Source organism: Streptomyces sp. NBC_01296, from assembly GCF_035984415.1.
GTDB lineage: Bacteria > Actinomycetota > Actinomycetes > Streptomycetales > Streptomycetaceae > Streptomyces.
Map to the genome: position 1 here is coordinate 5,699,353 of NZ_CP130720.1, position 16,352 is coordinate 5,715,704.

The 16,352-nt window shown below is 72.1% G+C and carries 11 protein-coding genes; all 11 read left to right on the top strand.

The annotated features are described in order from the left end of the window. Positions 1-6 precede the first annotated feature (6 nt). The 11 genes from rodA to galE all read left to right on the top strand — a co-directional run bounded on the left by rodA (position 7) and on the right by galE (position 16,343). Positions 7-1,206: a rod shape-determining protein RodA gene (gene rodA, locus OG299_RS25900; RefSeq protein ID WP_266629299.1), complete on the top strand. Its 1,200-nt coding sequence runs from the start codon at positions 7-9 to the stop codon at positions 1,204-1,206. Positions 1,207-1,289: 83 nt separating this feature from the next. Beyond that, the gene (locus tag OG299_RS25905) at positions 1,290-2,813 is read left to right on the top strand and encodes a CYTH and CHAD domain-containing protein (RefSeq protein WP_327362782.1); all 1,524 of its coding nucleotides are present in this window, start codon (positions 1,290-1,292) and stop codon (positions 2,811-2,813) included. Between the two features lie 80 nt (positions 2,814-2,893). Further along, positions 2,894-4,837 (top strand): TIGR03960 family B12-binding radical SAM protein, encoded by a 1,944-nt coding sequence (locus OG299_RS25910; protein WP_327362783.1) that lies wholly within the window; start codon positions 2,894-2,896, stop codon positions 4,835-4,837. Positions 4,838-4,962: 125 nt separating this feature from the next. Continuing rightward, entirely contained in the window at positions 4,963-5,943 is a 981-nt protein-coding gene (locus OG299_RS25915; protein ID WP_327362784.1) for a hypothetical protein, read from the top strand. A 127-nt stretch (positions 5,944-6,070) separates the two neighbouring features. Then, entirely contained in the window at positions 6,071-6,850 is a 780-nt protein-coding gene (locus OG299_RS25920) for a TIGR03936 family radical SAM-associated protein (RefSeq protein WP_266633550.1), read from the top strand. 234 nt (positions 6,851-7,084) lie between these two features. Then, a complete protein-coding gene (locus OG299_RS25925; RefSeq protein WP_327362785.1) occupies positions 7,085-11,086 on the top strand; it encodes an Rne/Rng family ribonuclease in 4,002 nt (1,333 codons plus the stop codon). 267 nt (positions 11,087-11,353) lie between these two features. After that, positions 11,354-11,674 carry a 50S ribosomal protein L21 gene (gene rplU, locus OG299_RS25930; protein WP_030159347.1) on the top strand — a complete coding sequence of 107 codons (321 nt, stop codon included), beginning with the start codon at positions 11,354-11,356 and terminating at the stop codon, positions 11,672-11,674. A gap of 13 nt (positions 11,675-11,687) precedes the next feature. Next, positions 11,688-11,942 (top strand): 50S ribosomal protein L27, encoded by a 255-nt coding sequence (rpmA, locus tag OG299_RS25935; protein WP_030027134.1) that lies wholly within the window; start codon positions 11,688-11,690, stop codon positions 11,940-11,942. Between the two features lie 177 nt (positions 11,943-12,119). Beyond that, the gene (gene obgE / locus OG299_RS25940; RefSeq protein ID WP_327362786.1) at positions 12,120-13,565 is read left to right on the top strand and encodes a GTPase ObgE; all 1,446 of its coding nucleotides are present in this window, start codon (positions 12,120-12,122) and stop codon (positions 13,563-13,565) included. Positions 13,566-13,642: 77 nt separating this feature from the next. Continuing rightward, positions 13,643-15,262, top strand: coding sequence for a glycosyltransferase family 2 protein (locus OG299_RS25945; RefSeq protein WP_327362787.1), 1,620 nt, complete (start codon positions 13,643-13,645; stop codon positions 15,260-15,262). Positions 15,263-15,341: 79 nt separating this feature from the next. Beyond that, the gene (galE, locus tag OG299_RS25950; protein WP_266629309.1) at positions 15,342-16,343 is read left to right on the top strand and encodes a UDP-glucose 4-epimerase GalE; all 1,002 of its coding nucleotides are present in this window, start codon (positions 15,342-15,344) and stop codon (positions 16,341-16,343) included. The last annotated feature ends 9 nt before the right edge of the window (positions 16,344-16,352 follow it).

A 16,352-nucleotide genomic window follows, 5' to 3' on the forward strand; every position in this document is an offset into this window, starting at 1 on the left:
GACCCGATGCAGACCGCCAACAAGTTCTCCGTATCCCGGTACGCGCCCGAGCGCGGCGCGATGGCCAAGCTGACCTCGCGCGACTCGGTGCTGCGCCGGCTCGACTGGCCGATACTCCTGTCGGCGCTCGCGCTGTCCTTCATCGGCGCCCTGCTGGTGTGGTCGGCGACCCGCAACCGCACCCAGCTCAACCAGGGCGACCCGTACTACTTCCTGGTCCGGCACGCCCTGAACACCGGCATCGGGCTCGTCCTGATGATCGGCACCATCTGGCTCGGCCACCGCACCCTGCGCGGCGCCGTGCCGGTCCTGTACGGGCTCTCCCTGGTGCTCATCCTCGCCGTGCTCACCCCGCTCGGCGCCACCATCAACGGCGCCCACGCGTGGATCGTGATCGGCGGCGGCTTCTCGCTGCAGCCCTCCGAGTTCGTGAAGATCACGATCATCCTGGTCATGGCCATGCTGCTGGCCACCCGGGTGGACGCGGGCGACCTCACCCACCCCGACCACCGCACCGTGGTCAAGGCGCTGTGCCTGGCCGCCGCGCCGATGGGCATCGTCATGCTGATGCCCGACCTCGGCTCCGTCATGGTCATGGTCATCATCGTGCTCGGCGTCCTGCTCGCCTCCGGGGCCTCCAACCGCTGGGTGCTGGGGCTGATGGGCTCCGGTGCGGCCGGGGCTGTCCTGATCTGGCAGCTCGGCGTGCTCGACGAGTACCAGATCAACCGTTTCGCGGCCTTCGCCAACCCCGACCTCGACCCCGCCGGCGTCGGCTACAACACCAACCAGGCGCGCATCGCGATCGGCTCCGGCGGGCTGACCGGCTCCGGGCTCTTCAAGGGCTCCCAGACCACCGGCCAGTTCGTGCCCGAGCAGCAGACCGACTTCGTCTTCACGGTGGCGGGGGAGGAGCTGGGCTTCCTCGGCGCCGGGCTGATCCTGGTCCTGCTCGGCATCATCCTCTGGCGGGCCTGCATGATCGCCCGCGAGACCACCGAGCTGTACGGGACGATCGTGTGCGCCGGGATCATCGCCTGGTTCTCCTTCCAGGCGTTCGAGAACATCGGGATGACGCTCGGGATCATGCCGGTGGCGGGGCTGCCGCTGCCGTTCGTCTCCTACGGAGGCTCGTCCATGTTCGCGGTGTGGGTGGCGGTCGGACTGCTGCAGTCGATCAGGGTGCAACGGCCGATGTCGGCCTAGCGGGGGCCGATCTTCGGCCGCATTCCGCAACCGATTCGCCGTTCACCCTGCCGTCGTGATCCGTTCAGGACTAAATTCGATCCATGGCGGACACGAAACGCGAGATCGAGCGCAAATTCGAGTTCACGACGAGCAAGGCCGCGCGCCGCGGAGTCCCGGACCTGACCGGCACGGCCGCGATCGCGGCCGTTGCCGACCGGGGCACCGTCGACCTCGACGCGGTCTACTACGACACCCCCGACCAGCGGCTCGCCGCCGACGGCCTCACCCTCAGACGCCGTACCGGCGGCGCCGACGCCGGCTGGCACCTCAAACTGCCCGTCTCCCCGGGCGTCCGCGACGAGGTCGCCGCCCCCCTCAGCGACACCGTCCCCCGCTCCCTCGCCGCCCTCGTCCGCTCCCGCGTCCGCGACACCCCCCTGGAACCCCAGGTCCGGCTGCTCTCCTCGCGCCGCATCACCCACCTCCTCGACGCCGACGGCACCCTCCTCGCCGAACTCTCCACCGACGACGTCCGCGCCGAGCGCGACGAGGCCGCCGCAGCGTGGACCGAGGTCGAGGTCGAACTCGCCGACGGCGTCGACCCCGCCCTCCTCGACGCCGTCGAGAAGAAGTTCCGCAAAGCCGGACTCCACGTCTCCGACGCCCCCTCCAAACTCGCCCGCGCCCTCACCGAGACCGGCACCGCACCGCCGCCCCGGCCCGAGCCCGCCCCCGCCGAGGACACCGCGGGCGCGCACGTCCTCTCGTACCTGCGCGAACAGCGCGACGCCCTCGTAGCCCAGGACCCCGCCGTCCGCCGCAACCTGCCCGACTCCGTCCACCAGATGCGGGTCGCCTGCCGCCGCATGCGCAGCGCCTTCAAGACCCACCGCAAGGTCCTCGACCGCACCGCCACCGACCCCCTCGGCGAAGAGCTGCGCTGGCTGGCCGCCGAGCTCGGCCTCGACCGCGACCAGGAAGTCCTGTCCGAGCGCATCCAGACCCACATCGCGGAGCTCCCCCGCACCCTCCTGCTCGGACCCGTCCGCGGCCGCCTGCGGGTCTGGAACAACGCCCGCCGCTCGGGAACCCGGCGCCGCGCCCTCGCCGCCCTCGACGGCAAGCGGTACGCCGCCCTGCTCGACGCCCTCGACGCCCTGCTGGCCGACCCGCCCCTGCTCCCCGGCGCGGCCAAGCCCGCCGCCCGGGCCCTGCCCACGTCCGCCCTGCGCGACTACGGGCGGCTCGCCACCCGCGTCGCGGGCGCCCTCGACCTGGAACCGGGCCACGAGCGCGACCTGGCCCTCCACGAAGCCCGCAAGGCCGCCAAACGCGCCCGCTACGCGGCGGAGGCGGCCGCACCCGCGCTCGGCAGACCGGCAAAACAGCTGGCCAAGGCCATGAAGTCGGTCCAGACCCTGCTCGGCGACCACCAGGACAGCGTCGTCGCCCGCGAGGCCCTGCACGGCCTCGGCGTACAAGCCGCCGGAGCGGGAGAGTCCGCCTTCACCTGGGGCGTGCTCTACGCCCGCGAGGAAGCCCTGGCCGAGCGGCGCGAGCGGGAACTTCCGGACGTATGGGCGCAGGCCTGCGATCCCGCGCTCCGGGCGGACCTCGCCACCTAGGCGGTGATCTTGGCGGCAGGGGGCGGCTGCGCCTCGGGTTACGCTTGAGAGTCGCCCCCTGCCCGCTTCACGAAAGTCGCGTGATGTCCGAGTCGGTCTTCCCACAGCTCGAAGCTCTGCTCCCGCATGTGCAGAAGCCCATCCAGTACGTCGGCGGTGAGCTCAACTCCACCGTCAAGCCGTGGGATTCGTGTGACGTCCGCTGGGCGCTCATGTACCCGGACGCGTACGAGGTCGGGCTGCCCAACCAGGGCGTCATGATCCTGTACGAGGTGCTGAACGAGCGCGAAGGCGTGCTGGCGGAGCGCACGTACAGCGTGTGGCCCGACCTCGAAGAGCTGATGCGCGAGCACAAGGTGCCGCAGTTCACCGTGGACAGCCACCGCCCCGTGGGTGCCTTCGACGTGTTCGGCCTGTCCTTCTCCACGGAGCTGGGCTACACGAACATGCTGACGGCCCTGGACCTGGCGGGCATCCCGCTGGAGGCCAGGAACCGTACGGTCGACCACCCCATCGTCCTCGCGGGCGGGCACGCGGCCTTCAACCCCGAGCCGATCGCGGAGTTCATCGACTGCGCGGTCATCGGCGACGGCGAGCAGGCCGTTCTCGACATGACCGAGATCATCCGCACGTGGAAGGCCGAGGGCCGTCCGGGCGGGCGCGAAGAGGTCCTCTTCCGCCTCGCCAAGACCGGCCAGGTCTACGTGCCGGGCTTCTACGACGTCGACTACCTGCCCGACGGGCGCATCGCGCGCGTCGCGCCGAACAAGTCGGGCGTCCCGTACCGCGTGTCCAAGCACACGGTCATGGACCTCGACGAGTGGCCGTACCCCAAGCAGCCGCTGGTCCCGCTCGCCGAGACCGTCCACGAGCGGATGTCCGTCGAGATCTTCCGCGGCTGCACCCGCGGCTGCCGTTTCTGCCAGGCCGGCATGATCACGCGCCCCGTGCGGGAGCGAAGCATCACCGGCATCGGCGAGATGGTCGAGAAGGGCCTGAAGGCCACCGGCTTCGAGGAGGTCGGCCTCCTCTCGCTGTCCTCCGCGGACCACACCGAGATCGCCGAGATCGCCAAGGGCCTCGCGGACCGCTACACGGACGACAAGGTGGGCCTGTCCCTGCCGTCGACCCGCGTGGACGCGTTCAACGTGGACCTGGCGAACGAGCTGACCCGCAACGGTCGCCGCTCCGGTCTGACCTTCGCCCCCGAGGGCGGCTCCGAGCGCATGCGCAAGGTCATCAACAAGATGGTCTCGGAAGAGGACCTGATCCGGACGGTGGCCACCGCGTACGGCAACGGCTGGCGCCAGGTGAAGCTCTACTTCATGGTCGGCCTGCCGACCGAGACCGACGAGGACGTGCTCCAGATCGGCGACATGGCGGTCAACGTCATCGCCAAGGGCCGCGAGGTCTCCGGCCAGAACGACATCCGCTGCACGGTGTCGATCGGCGGGTTCGTGCCGAAGCCGCACACCCCGTTCCAGTGGGCGCCGCAGCTGTCGGCCGAGGAGACGGACGCCCGCCTGGGCAAGCTCCGGGACAAGCTCCGCGGCGACAAGAAGTACGGCCGCTCGATCGGCTTCCGCTACCACGACGGCAAGCCGGGCATCGTCGAGGGACTCCTCTCGCGCGGCGACCGCCGCATCGGCGACGTGATCCGCGCCGTGTACGAGTCGGGCGGCCGCTTCGACGGCTGGCGCGAGCACTTCTCGTACGACCGCTGGATGGAGGCCGCGGAGAAGACGCTGCCGGCCCACGGCGTGGACGTGGCCTGGTACACGACGCGCGAGCGCACGTATGAGGAGGTCCTCCCCTGGGACCACCTGGACTCCGGTCTCGACAAGGACTGGCTCTGGGAGGACTGGCAGGACGCCCTCGACGAAACCGAGGTCGAGGACTGCCGCTGGACCCCGTGCTTCGACTGCGGCGTGTGCCCGCAGATGGACACGCACATCCAGATCGGCCCGACGGGCCAGAAGCTGCTCCCGCTGAGCGTGGTGGGCGGCGGTCCCCAGAAGGCGTGAGTCGGTGCGGATGTCCCCCTGTCGCAAGACGGGGGGACATCGGCGTTTCTGCGGTGCGGGCGGTCGCCGACCGACCGGAGGCTTCCCGTCGCAACGGTTGGGGGGCTCCGGGTGTCCTTACGGGTATGGAACTTGAGAAGCCGCGGGACGGGGGGAGTGGCGAGGGCTGCCTCGTGGGGGTCGTCCGGGTGCCCGTCAAGATCGTGGCGTTGATCGTCGTACTGCCCGTACGGGTGGTTTGGGATCTGCTCGTCGCGTTCGGGCAGGCCGTTCAGCGGCATGTGCTGGGTCCCTTCTCCGTGTACGTCCTCCAGCCGGTGCTGCGCGGGATCGGCTGGGTGCTGACCGTGCTGCTCAAGCTGGTGTTCGTCTGGCCCTGGGTCGGGTTGGGGCGGTATGTGCTCCGGCCGGTGTACGAGCATCTCGTCGCTCCCGTCGGGCGGGCCCTGTACGCGTACCTCCTGCGCCCGCTCGGTGAGGCGCTGTCCTGGATCGGGCGCGGCGGGATGCGGTATCTGCTCGCCCCGCTGGCCAAGGGCGTGATGTGGCTCGCATGGGCACTCTGCATGACCCTGTTCGTCTGGCCCTGGGTGGGGCTGTGGCGGTACGTGCTCGCACCCGTCGGGCGGGGGCTCGCTTGGGTGGCTGCGGTTTTCCACCGGTACGTGCTCACCCCGGTCGGGCAGGGACTGGCCGTCCTCGGCTCCGTGGTCTACCGGTATCTGCTGCGGCCCGTAGGGGTCGGGGTGTACGCGTACGTGCTCGTGCCCCTCGGGCAGGCGCTCGTCTGGGCCTGGCACGTCGCCGGGCGGATCGTGCGGGCCGTGTGGCGCGGGGTCCGGCTGGTCGGGTGGGTGCTCGTGGGCCGGCCCGTGTCGCAGGTGTACCGGCACGTGCTGAAGCCGGTCGGACATGTCGTACGGGAGGTGTGGCGCACCGTCCGCGCCACCGTCCGCGAGGTCCGGGCCGACGTGCGAAAGGTGCTGTTCGGGGTCCCCGGCCGGGAACCGGCGAGGTCACGGGCGCGTACTCTGGGTAGTACGACAGCCGCAGGCACAAACGCGCCCGCCCCCGAGATCTCCCTGCACGAACAGAAGCAGGGGTGAGCCGGAGGGCACGGTGTGGCCGGCCGGCTCACCAGACCTCAGGGCGACGCGCGAGCCGCGGAGCCCCGCACAAGGAGAAGAACCACTGGGCAAGCGACAGCCCGAAGGCCCACCCCCCGCACCGGTGGTGCAGCGCATCCGACTGCGCTACACCAAGCGCGGGCGCCTCCGGTTCACCAGCCACCGAGACTTCCAGCGCGCGTTCGAGCGGGCCCTGCGCCGCGCCGAGGTGCCCATGGCGTACTCGGCGGGCTTCACCCCGCACCCCCGCGTCTCGTACGCGAACGCCGCGCCGACCGGCACCGGCAGCGAGGCCGAGTACCTCGAGATCGCTCTCGCCGAGCCCCGCGACCCCGACAAGCTCCGCGAGCTGCTCGACGAGTCGATGCCGCTCGGCCTCGACATCATCGAAGCCGTCGAGGCCCGTACCTCCGGGCTCGCCGACCGGCTGACGGCCTCCGTGTGGGAGCTGCGGCTGGAGGGCGTGGAGGTCGCCGACGCCGAGCGCGCCGTCGAGGCCTTCCTCGCCGCCGAGGAGGTCGAGGTGCAGCGCCGCACCAAGAACGGCATGCGCAGCTTCGACACCCGCGGAGCCGTAGTGAGCCTCGAGGCGGTTCCTGCCCCGGCTGATAGGCCGCTGGACAATGCCTGTGCGATACTGCGGCTGGTTGTTCGGCATCTGACACCTGCCGTGCGACCCGACGACGTCCTGTCCGGTCTCCGAGCTGTGGCCGACCTGGCGCCGCCGGTCCCCGCAGCGGTGACCAGGCTGGCGCAGGGGCTCTTCGACGAGGAGTCCGGCACGGTGACCGACCCGCTCGCGCCCGACCGCGAGGCTGTCACGGCCGCCCCACCCACGGCCGCCGTAGCCGCCGACGCGAAGGCGCCGGAAGGTCCCGCCGCGTAGGGATCGTCGTCGTCGCGCAGCCCTGGCACTCGGGAGCCACCTGGGTCGGGCCGCGCAATGACCTGAAGACTTCCGCCAGGCCGTACGGACAACACGTACGGAACCGGCGGCCATGGACTACAGCTCCCGTGTGGCGAACGCGCCCCGGAGGCCGGTTCCGCGCTGATCGCGCGGGGCCGTGCCGGACCGGAAGTCAGCCGCGGCGCCCGGGAGCGTGACGGGAGAACCGCCCGCATGCTCAACAACGAAACCAACAACACCACCGGTGGCGCCGACAGTGGCAGCCCGAGCGACAACCTGCCTCCGCGCAGGCGTCGCCGTGCAGCGTCGCGGCCCGCCGGCCCGCCCGGCGAGGCCGCCACCCCGGCCGCCGAGGTGACCGAGGCCGCTCCGGCCGCCCCCGCCGCCGCCGTCGAGGAGGCCGCTCCGGCCGCCGCCCCGGCCCGTACCCGCCGCCGCGCGACCCGCGCCGCGGCCGCCGCCGAGGCCCCTGCCGCCGAGGTCGCCCCGGCCGTCGCCCCGGCCGCCGAGGAGGCTGTGGCTCCCGCGCCGCGTGCCCGTCGTCGTGCCACCCGTGCCGTGGCCGCTCCTGAGGCTCCGGCCGCCGCCGAGGCCCCTGCCGCCGAGGTCGCCCCGGCCGTCGCCCCGGCCGCCGAGGAGGCTGTGGCTCCCGCGCCGCGTGCCCGTCGTCGTGCCACCCGTGCCGTGGCCGCTCCTGAGGCTCCGGCTGCCGCTGAGGTCGTCGTCGAGGCTGCTGCTCCGGCTGCTCCGGTGGTCGAGGAGGCTGTGGCTCCCGCGCCGCGTGCCCGTCGTCGTGCCACCCGTGCCGTGGCCGCTCCTGAGGCTCCGGCTGCCGCCGAGGTCGTCGTCGAGGCTGCTGCTCCGGCTGCTCCGGTGGTCGAGGAGGCTGTGGCTCCCGCGCCGCGTGCCCGCCGCCGTGCCACCCGCGCCGTCGCCGCCCCCGAGGCGCCCGCCGCCGAGCCCGTCGTGGAGGAGGCCGCTCCCAAGGCCACCGTCACCGTCGCCGACGCCGTGGACTCCCCGAAGCGCGGCGGCCGCCGCCGCGCCACCCGCTCCGCGGCCTCCGCCGCTCCGGCCACCCAGGCCGCCCCGGTCGAGCCCGCCGCCGAGGAGGAGCCCGCCGCCCCGGCTCGTGGCCGTCGCGCCGCGCGCCCCGCCGTGGCCGTGTTCCAGGCCCCGGTCTTCACCGAGCCGATGTTCCAGACCCCGGAGACCGCCGCCATGGCCGCCGCGGCCGCCGCCGCAGCCGTCGAGGCGGAAGAGGTCGAGGAGGAGGACGAACTCGAGGCCGAAGCCGAGACCGTCCAGGCCCCCGCCCCGCAGCCGACCGGCCGTCGCCGGCGCCGTGGCCGCGGTGCGGTCGAGGCCGCCCCGGCCGCCGAGTCCGCGCCGGTGTCCCTGGCCGACGTGGAGCGCATCGAGGACGAGGCCGAGGCCGCCGAGCTCGACGAAGAGGCTGCCGAGTTCGAAGAGGGTGACGAGAGCGGCGAGCGCCCCTCCCGCCGCCGCCGTCGTGGCGGCCGCCGCCGTCGCCGCGGCGAGGCCGCCGACCTGGACGAGTCTGCCGAGGACGAGGCCGAGGCGGAGGCCGCCGAGCAGGAGACGGGCGAGGAAGAGGACTCCACCGAGGAGGACGACGAGGAGAGCGGCGCCCTGGGCTCCAGCTCCAGCCGTCGTCGCCGTCGCCGTCGCCGCCGCAGCGGTGAGCCCGCCGATGCCACGGCCGAGGGCGAAGCGGGCGAGGACGACGGCGTACGCACCGTCGTCAAGGTCCGCGAGCCGCGCCCGGCGCGCGAGAAGGCCGAGCCGTCCGACGAGGTGCAGTCCATCAAGGGCTCGACCCGTCTGGAGGCGAAGAAGCAGCGCCGCCGCGAGGGCCGCGAGCAGGGCCGCCGCCGCGTGCCGATCATCACCGAGGCCGAGTTCCTGGCCCGCCGTGAGGCCGTCGAGCGCGTCATGGTCGTCCGCCAGGCCGGCGAGCGCACCCAGATCGGCGTCCTCGAGGACAACGTGCTCGTCGAGCACTACGTCAACAAGGAAGAAGCCACCTCGTACGTCGGCAACGTCTACCTGGGCAAGGTCCAGAACGTGCTGCCGTCGATGGAGGCCGCCTTCATCGACATCGGCAAGGGCCGCAACGCCGTCCTGTACGCCGGCGAGGTCAACTTCGAGGCGCTCGGCATGGCCAACGGGCCGCGCCGCATCGAGTCCGCCCTCAAGTCCGGCCAGTCGGTCCTGGTGCAGGTCACCAAGGACCCGATCGGCCACAAGGGCGCCCGCCTGACCAGCCAGGTCTCGCTGCCCGGCCGCTACCTGGTCTACGTGCCCGAGGGCTCGATGACCGGTATCAGCCGCAAGCTGCCCGACACCGAGCGCGCGCGCCTGAAGACCATCCTCAAGAAGATCGTCCCCGAGGACGCGGGCGTCATCGTGCGCACCGCCGCCGAGGGCGCGAGCGAGGACGAGCTGCGCCGCGACGTCGAGCGCCTGCAGGCCCAGTGGGAGGACATCCAGAAGAAGTCGAAGCAGATCTCGACCTCTTCGCCGAGCCTGCTGTACGGCGAGCCGGACATGACCGTCCGCGTCGTGCGCGACATCTTCAACGAGGACTTCTCGAAGGTCATCGTCAGCGGTGACACCGCCTGGGAGACCATCCACGGCTACGTGAACCACGTGGCCCCGGACCTGGCCGACCGGCTGTCGCGCTGGACCTCCGAGGTCGACGTCTTCGCGACGTACCGGATCGACGAGCAGCTCGCCAAGGCGCTCGACCGCAAGGTGTGGCTGCCCTCGGGCGGTTCCCTCGTGATCGACAAGACCGAGGCGATGATCGTCATCGACGTCAACACCGGCAAGTTCACCGGTCAGGGCGGCAACCTCGAAGAGACCGTCACCAGGAACAACCTGGAGGCGGCCGAGGAGATCGTGCGCCAGCTGCGGCTGCGTGACCTCGGCGGCATCGTCGTCATCGACTTCATCGACATGGTCCTGGAGTCCAACCGCGACCTGGTCCTGCGGCGGATGCTGGAGTGCCTGGGCCGTGACCGTACGAAGCACCAGGTCGCCGAGGTGACCTCGCTGGGCCTGGTCCAGATGACCCGCAAGCGGGTGGGCCAGGGCCTGCTGGAGTCCTTCTCCGAGACCTGTGTCCACTGCAACGGGCGCGGTGTGATCGTGCACATGGAGATTCCGACCGCGGTCGGCGGCGGTGGCAACGGCAAGCGCGCCAAGCGTCGCGGCGGCCGCGGTCACGAGCACGACCACGAGATCGAGGGTGTCGAGACCGTCGAGGTCCTCGAAGCCGAGACCGAGGCCGAGGTGGCCGCCGAGCTCGCAGCGCCGGTGGCGCTGCCCGAGCCGGCGTTCGTCGCGGACGAGGAGCTCTACGGCAGCCCGGCGGAGGCGGAGGCCGCGGCCGGCCTGAGCGGCCGTCGCAACCGTCGTCGTGCCACCCGCAAGGCGACCGCTCCGGCGGGTGCCCCGCGCGGTGCGGCCGCCCCGGCGCCGGCCCCCGTGGCCGAGCCCGTGGTCGAGGACGTCGTGGAGCCGGTCGTCGAGGCCGCTCCGGTGACCGAGCCGGCCGACACGGTGCTGGAGCCGGCCGCCGAGGTCGTCGCGGAGGCCGTGGAGGCCGCCGAGACGGTCGAGGCCGCGCCCAAGGGCCGTACCCGTCGCCGTGCCACCCGCAAGGCCACGGCCCCGGCGGGTGCCCCGGCTGCGGCCGAGGCCGCCCCGGAGCCCGAGCCGGTCGTCCCGGCCGCCCCCGAGCCCGTCGTGGAGGCGGAGCCCGAGCCGGTCGCCGAGGCGCCGGCCGCGCAGGCCCCCGTGGCGGAGGCCGCACCGGCCCGTCCGCGTCGGCGTGCCACCCGCAAGGCCACCGCACCCGCCGGTTCCCCGGCAGGCGCGGCGGAGGCTGCCGTCCTGGTCGTCGAGACCGCCGCCGCCGAGCCCGAGGCCGCCCCGGCCCCGGCCGAGGCAGCGGAGGCCGCAGAGGCCGAGGAGGCCGCCCCGGCGGCCAAGAAGGCGGTCCGCAAGACGGCCGCCAAGAAGGCCCCGGCGAAGAAGGCCACCGCCGCCAAGAAGGCGACGGCCGCCAAGAAGACCGTCGCGAAGAAGGCGACGGCCAAGAAGACCGTGGCGAAGCGGGCGACGAAGAAGACCGCGGCTGCCGAGCAGCAGTCGCAGCCGTCCGTCTCGGCTCCGACCGAAGCCTGATCCGCTGCACGCCGTGGGCCCCGCCGAGAGGCGGGGCCCACGGCCGTGCGGGGCCCGGTTTGACCCTCCGGAACCGGCCCCGTAACCTAGACCGTCGGCATGTCCTAGATGATTGCGTCTAGTGCGCGTCGCGCTCCTGAGCACCTTCCTCCGGCCGGGCACCGCCCGCAGGAGAGGCCGCTCGTCCAATCCGGATCCGTACGGGCCCCAGGCCCGTCTGAGCGGCTGGCTTCAGGAGCATCCGTCCCGAGTGAGAGAGAGATCCGCGTGTACGCCATCGTGCGCAGCGGTGGTCGCCAGCACAAGGTTGCTGTTGGTGACATCGTTGAGGTTGACAAGATTTCCACTGCCAAGGTTGGCGACACGGTCGAGCTCTCGACCCTGCTCGTTGTCGACGGCGACGCCGTGACCAGCGACCCGTGGGTGCTGGCCGGGATCAAGGTCCAGGCCGAGATCGTGGACCACCACAAGGGCGCCAAGATCGACATCCTGCGCTACAAGAACAAGACCGGCTACCGCCGTCGCCAGGGTCACCGCCAGCAGTACACGGCGATCAAGGTCACCGGTATCCCCACGGCTGCGAAGTAAGAGGGACTGAGACATGGCACACAAGAAGGGCGCATCGTCCACCCGGAACGGGCGCGATTCCAACGCTCAGCGGCTCGGCGTGAAGCGCTTCGGCGGTCAGGTCGTTTCCGCTGGTGAGATCCTCGTCCGCCAGCGCGGCACCCACTTCCACCCGGGTTCGGGTGTCGGCCGTGGTGGCGACGACACGCTGTTCGCGCTGCAGGCCGGTGCCGTGCAGTTCGGCACGCACCGTGGCCGCAAGGTCGTCAACATCGTTCCGGCTGCCTGATCCAGCTCCTGCTGATCAGCGGTACGTAACTTCCCGAGGGCGGATCTCAGCTCTTTCCGGCGCAAGCCGGGAAGAGAGGTCCGCCCTCGGCGCGTTGGCACATAGGAACGCTTAGGCACGTTTAATGGGCAGCAAGGCCTGCCCGGGACATTCCCGTATGTATCTGGAGGAACAACCATGACCACCTTCGTGGACCGCGTCGAGCTGCATGTCGCCGCGGGTAACGGGGGCCACGGCTGCGCCTCCGTTCACCGGGAGAAGTTCAAGCCGCTGGGCGGCCCCGACGGCGGAAACGGCGGCCGTGGCGGCGACGTCATCCTGGTGGTGGAGCAAGCGATCACCACCCTGCTGGACTACCACCACAGCCCCCACCGCAAGGCCACCAACGGCCAGCCCGGCGCCGGCGACAACCGCTCCGGCAAGGACGGTCAGGACCTGATCCTGCCCGTGCCGGACGGCACCGTCGTCCTCGACAAGGAGGGCAACGTCCTCGCCGACCTCGTCGGCCAGGGCACCACCTACGTCGCCGGCGAGGGCGGCCGCGGCGGCCTCGGCAACGCCGCGCTCTCCTCGGCCCGCCGCAAGGCCCCCGGCTTCGCGCTCCTCGGCGTCCCCGGCACCACCGGCGACATCGTCCTGGAGCTCAAGACCGTCGCCGACGTGGCGCTGGTCGGCTTCCCGAGCGCCGGCAAGTCCTCGCTGATCTCGGTGCTGTCCTCGGCCAAGCCGAAGATCGCGGACTACCCCTTCACCACCCTCGTCCCGAACCTGGGCGTCGTCACCGCCGGCTCGACCGTCTACACGATCGCCGACGTCCCGGGCCTGATCCCCGGCGCCAGCCAGGGCCGTGGCCTCGGCCTGGAGTTCCTGCGCCACGTCGAGCGCTGCTCGGTGCTGGTGCACGTCCTGGACACCGCCACGCTGGAGTCCGACCGCGACCCGATCGCCGACCTCGACCTCATCGAGGAGGAGCTCAGGCTCTACGGCGGCGGCCTGGAGAAGCGTCCGCGCCTCGTCGTCCTCAACAAGGTCGACATCCCGGACGGCCAGGTGCTCGCCGACATGGTCCGCCCGGACCTGGAGGCCCGCGGCTACAAGGTCTTCGAGGTCTCCGCGGTCGCCCGTACCGGTCTGAAGGAGCTCTCCTACTTCCTCGCCGAGGGCATCGCCAAGGCCCGCGCCCGCAAGCCGAAGGAGGAGGCGACCCGTATCGTCATCCGCCCGAAGGCCGTCGACGACTCCGGCTTCACCGTCACCTACGACGAGGTCGAGGACGTCTACCTCGTGCGCGGCGAGAAGCCCGAGCGCTGGGTCCGCCAGACCGACTTCAACAACGACGAGGCCGTCGGCTACCTCGCGGACCGTCTCAACCGCCTCGGTGTCGAGGAGGCGCTCAAGAAGGCCGGCGCCCGCGCCGGCGACGGCGTGGCCATCGGCTCCGACGAGAACTCCGTCGTCTTCGACTGGGAGCCGACCATGATGGCCGGCGCCGAGATGCTGGGCCGCCGCGGCGAGGACCACCGCCTGGAGGCTCCGCGTCCGGCCACCACCCGCCGCAAGGACAAGGAAGCCAAGCGCGGGGACTCGGCGCAGCAGGAGTACGACGAATTCCGGCCCTTCTGATCTGCTGCTTTGCCGTTTTCGTACCCCGGAGGGCGGAGTTGAAGTGATGTTTACCCCGGTCGCCTAGGATCCAGTGGGTGAGCAGCACCAACACTCCCAGCGTTTCCGTCGTGGTGATCGCGTACAACGACGCCGTGCTCGTGGGCGAGGCCGTGGCCTCGGCTCTCGCCCAGGGCCCGGTCGTCGCCGAGGTGATCGCCGTGAACGACGCCTCGTCCGACGGCACCGCACGGGCGCTGGACGAGCTGGCCGCCGTCCATCCCCGCCTCAAGGTCGTGCACCGCACGGAGAACAGCGGCGGATGCGGTACCCCGCGCAACGACGGGATCGCGCGTGCGACCTCGCCGTACGTCCTCTTCCTCGACAGCGACGACGTCCTGCCCCCGGGGGCGGCCGACGCCCTCGTGCGCGCCGCCGAGGAGCACCGCGCGCCGGTGACCGTCGGCGCGTGCGTACGCCGTGAGCTGCCGCAGTACCACGACGTGCCCTGGATGCCCGGGCTGTACACCGCGGGCGATGTGATCGAGCGGCCCGCGGAGCGGCCCGAGCTCGTCCGCGACACCCTCTGCGTCAACAAGCTGTACGACCGGTCCTTCCTGGAAAAGCACGCGATCCGCTTTCCCGACGGCCGCTTCGTCTACGAGGACTTCGTCTTCACCGCGCGCGTGCTGGCCGCCGCGCCCCGCATCGCCGTCATCGGCGACCTCGTCTACGTCTGGCACGTGCGCCGCAGTGCCGCCCAGGTGTCGATCTCCCTGGACCGCAAGGACGTCGGCAACTGGCGCTCGCGGATCGAGGCCCACCGCACGGCCTGCCGGATCATCACCGACTCCTCCCCGCAGCTGGGCCTCGCCTGCCAGGTGAAGTTCCTGGAGTACGACCTGCGCATGTACCTGCGCGAGCTCGGCAAGGACCCCGAGTACCAGGCCGCCTGGTGGACGCTGACCCGCGACTACCTCGCCGGGTTCGACGAGGCCGCGATCGAGGCCGCCGGGGCGCACGCCCGCTGGATCGTCCGGCTGCTGCGGGCGACCCCGGCCCCGCCCGCCGACGTCGAGCGGCTCACCCGCTTCGCCGCCGAGCCGCCGCGGCTGCTGCCCCCGTACGCGACCGGCCCGGGCGGGCTGCCCGTGTGGAGCGAGGAGCTCCCGGTGGTCCTGGACGGGCTGGCCGCACTGGCGGTCGCCGACCTGCCCGTCAGCATCGACGCCGAACCGGTCGGCGCCGGCCGGCTCCGGATCCGGGTGCGCGACCTGTACGGGCGCCTCGCCGAGGCCGGACCCCGCACCGCCCGGCTGCGCTTCGTACCCCGCTCGGGCGGGGAACCCGTCCTCGACCGGCCGGTGGAGCTGCGCCCCGCCGCCGACAGTGACGGCTGGACCGCCGCGCTGCCGTTCCGGCTCACCGGCGTGGCCGCCGCCGGGCGCCGCCAGGGCCGCCGCGGCATGCAGGCCTGGGGGGTCCAGGTGGGCGTGGAGTTCGCCGACGGGAGCTCCCTGGTCACCTCCCCGCGCCCCCTCGACGACCTCCTGCACCGCCGGGCGCTGCCCAGCAGCAGGTACGGTGTTCTGCTGGCGCAGCCGTTCCGCACGGGCGGAGGGTCGCTGGCCTTGCGGCTCGCGCCGGGTGCCGCGGGCGCGCTGAGCCTCGTACGCAACCGTCTCCACCGGGCCCGGGCAGGCCGCGGATCGGAGTGAAGACAGGCGGCGATCGCAAGGTCGCCCGAGATTTCGGACAGGACCCCGGACCCGGTCCGGGGACCTCAGGGAGATACGCATGACTTTTCTGATCACTGGTGGCGCCGGCTACATCGGCTCCCACGTCGTCCGCGCGATGCTCGCCGCAGGTGAGAAGGTCGTCGTCTTCGACGACCTCTCCACGGGCAACGAGGACCGCGTCCCGGAGGGCGTCCCGCTGGTGATCGGCTCGGTCCTGGACCGGCTGAACCTGGACGAGACCATCCGGCGCTACAAGATCACCGGTGTGGTGCACCTGGCGGGCAAGAAGCAGGTCGGCGAGTCCGTCGAGAAGCCGCTGTTCTACTACCACGAGAACGTGGAGGGCCTGCAGGTCCTGCTGGGCGCGGTGGCCGAGGCCGGCGTCCGCAACTTCCTGTTCTCCTCCTCCGCCTCCGTGTACGGCATGCCCGACGTGGAGCTCGTCACCGAGGAGACCCCGTGCGCGCCGCTGAGCCCGTACGGCGAGACGAAGCTGGCCGGCGAGTGGCTGGTCCGCGCCGCCGGCAAGGCGCACGGCATCTCCACCGCCTGCCTGCGCTACTTCAACGTGGCGGGCGCGGCCGCCCCCGAGCTCGCGGACACCGGGGTCTACAACCTGGTCCCGATGGTCTTCGAGCGCTTCGACAAGGGTGAGGGCGCCCGTATCTTCGGCGACGACTACGCGACGCCGGACGGCACCTGCATCCGCGACTACATCCACGTCGAGGACCTCGCCGAGGCCCACGTGGTGGCGGCCCGCAAGCTCGTCGAGTGGGGCGCGACCGGGGACTACAAGGACCTCACCGTCAACATCGGCCGCGGCGAGGGCGTCTCCGTACGGGAGATGGCGGAGCTGCTGAACGAGGGCACCGGGCACACCCACGAGCCCGTCGTCGTCCCGCGGCGCCCCGGCGACCCGGCGAAGGTCGTGGCCTCGGCCGACAAGATCGCCGCGGAGCTGGGCTGGAAGGCCAAGCACGACGTCCGCGAGATGATCACCTCGGCCTGGGCGGGCTGGGAGGCCAACCGCAAGGGCGAACTGCCGCACGTCGAGCGCTGAGCCCCAGCG

Coding starts and splice junctions, on each gene's coding strand:
- rodA (WP_266629299.1), top strand. CDS start 7: ATGCAGACCGCCAACAAGTTCTCCGTATCCCGGTACGCGCCCGAGCGC.
- OG299_RS25905 (WP_327362782.1), top strand. CDS start 1,290: ATGGCGGACACGAAACGCGAGATCGAGCGCAAATTCGAGTTCACGACG.
- OG299_RS25915 (WP_327362784.1), top strand. CDS start 4,963: ATGGAACTTGAGAAGCCGCGGGACGGGGGGAGTGGCGAGGGCTGCCTC.
- OG299_RS25925 (WP_327362785.1), top strand. CDS start 7,085: ATGCTCAACAACGAAACCAACAACACCACCGGTGGCGCCGACAGTGGC.
- rpmA (WP_030027134.1), top strand. CDS start 11,688: ATGGCACACAAGAAGGGCGCATCGTCCACCCGGAACGGGCGCGATTCC.
- obgE (WP_327362786.1), top strand. CDS start 12,120: ATGACCACCTTCGTGGACCGCGTCGAGCTGCATGTCGCCGCGGGTAAC.
- galE (WP_266629309.1), top strand. CDS start 15,342: ATGACTTTTCTGATCACTGGTGGCGCCGGCTACATCGGCTCCCACGTC.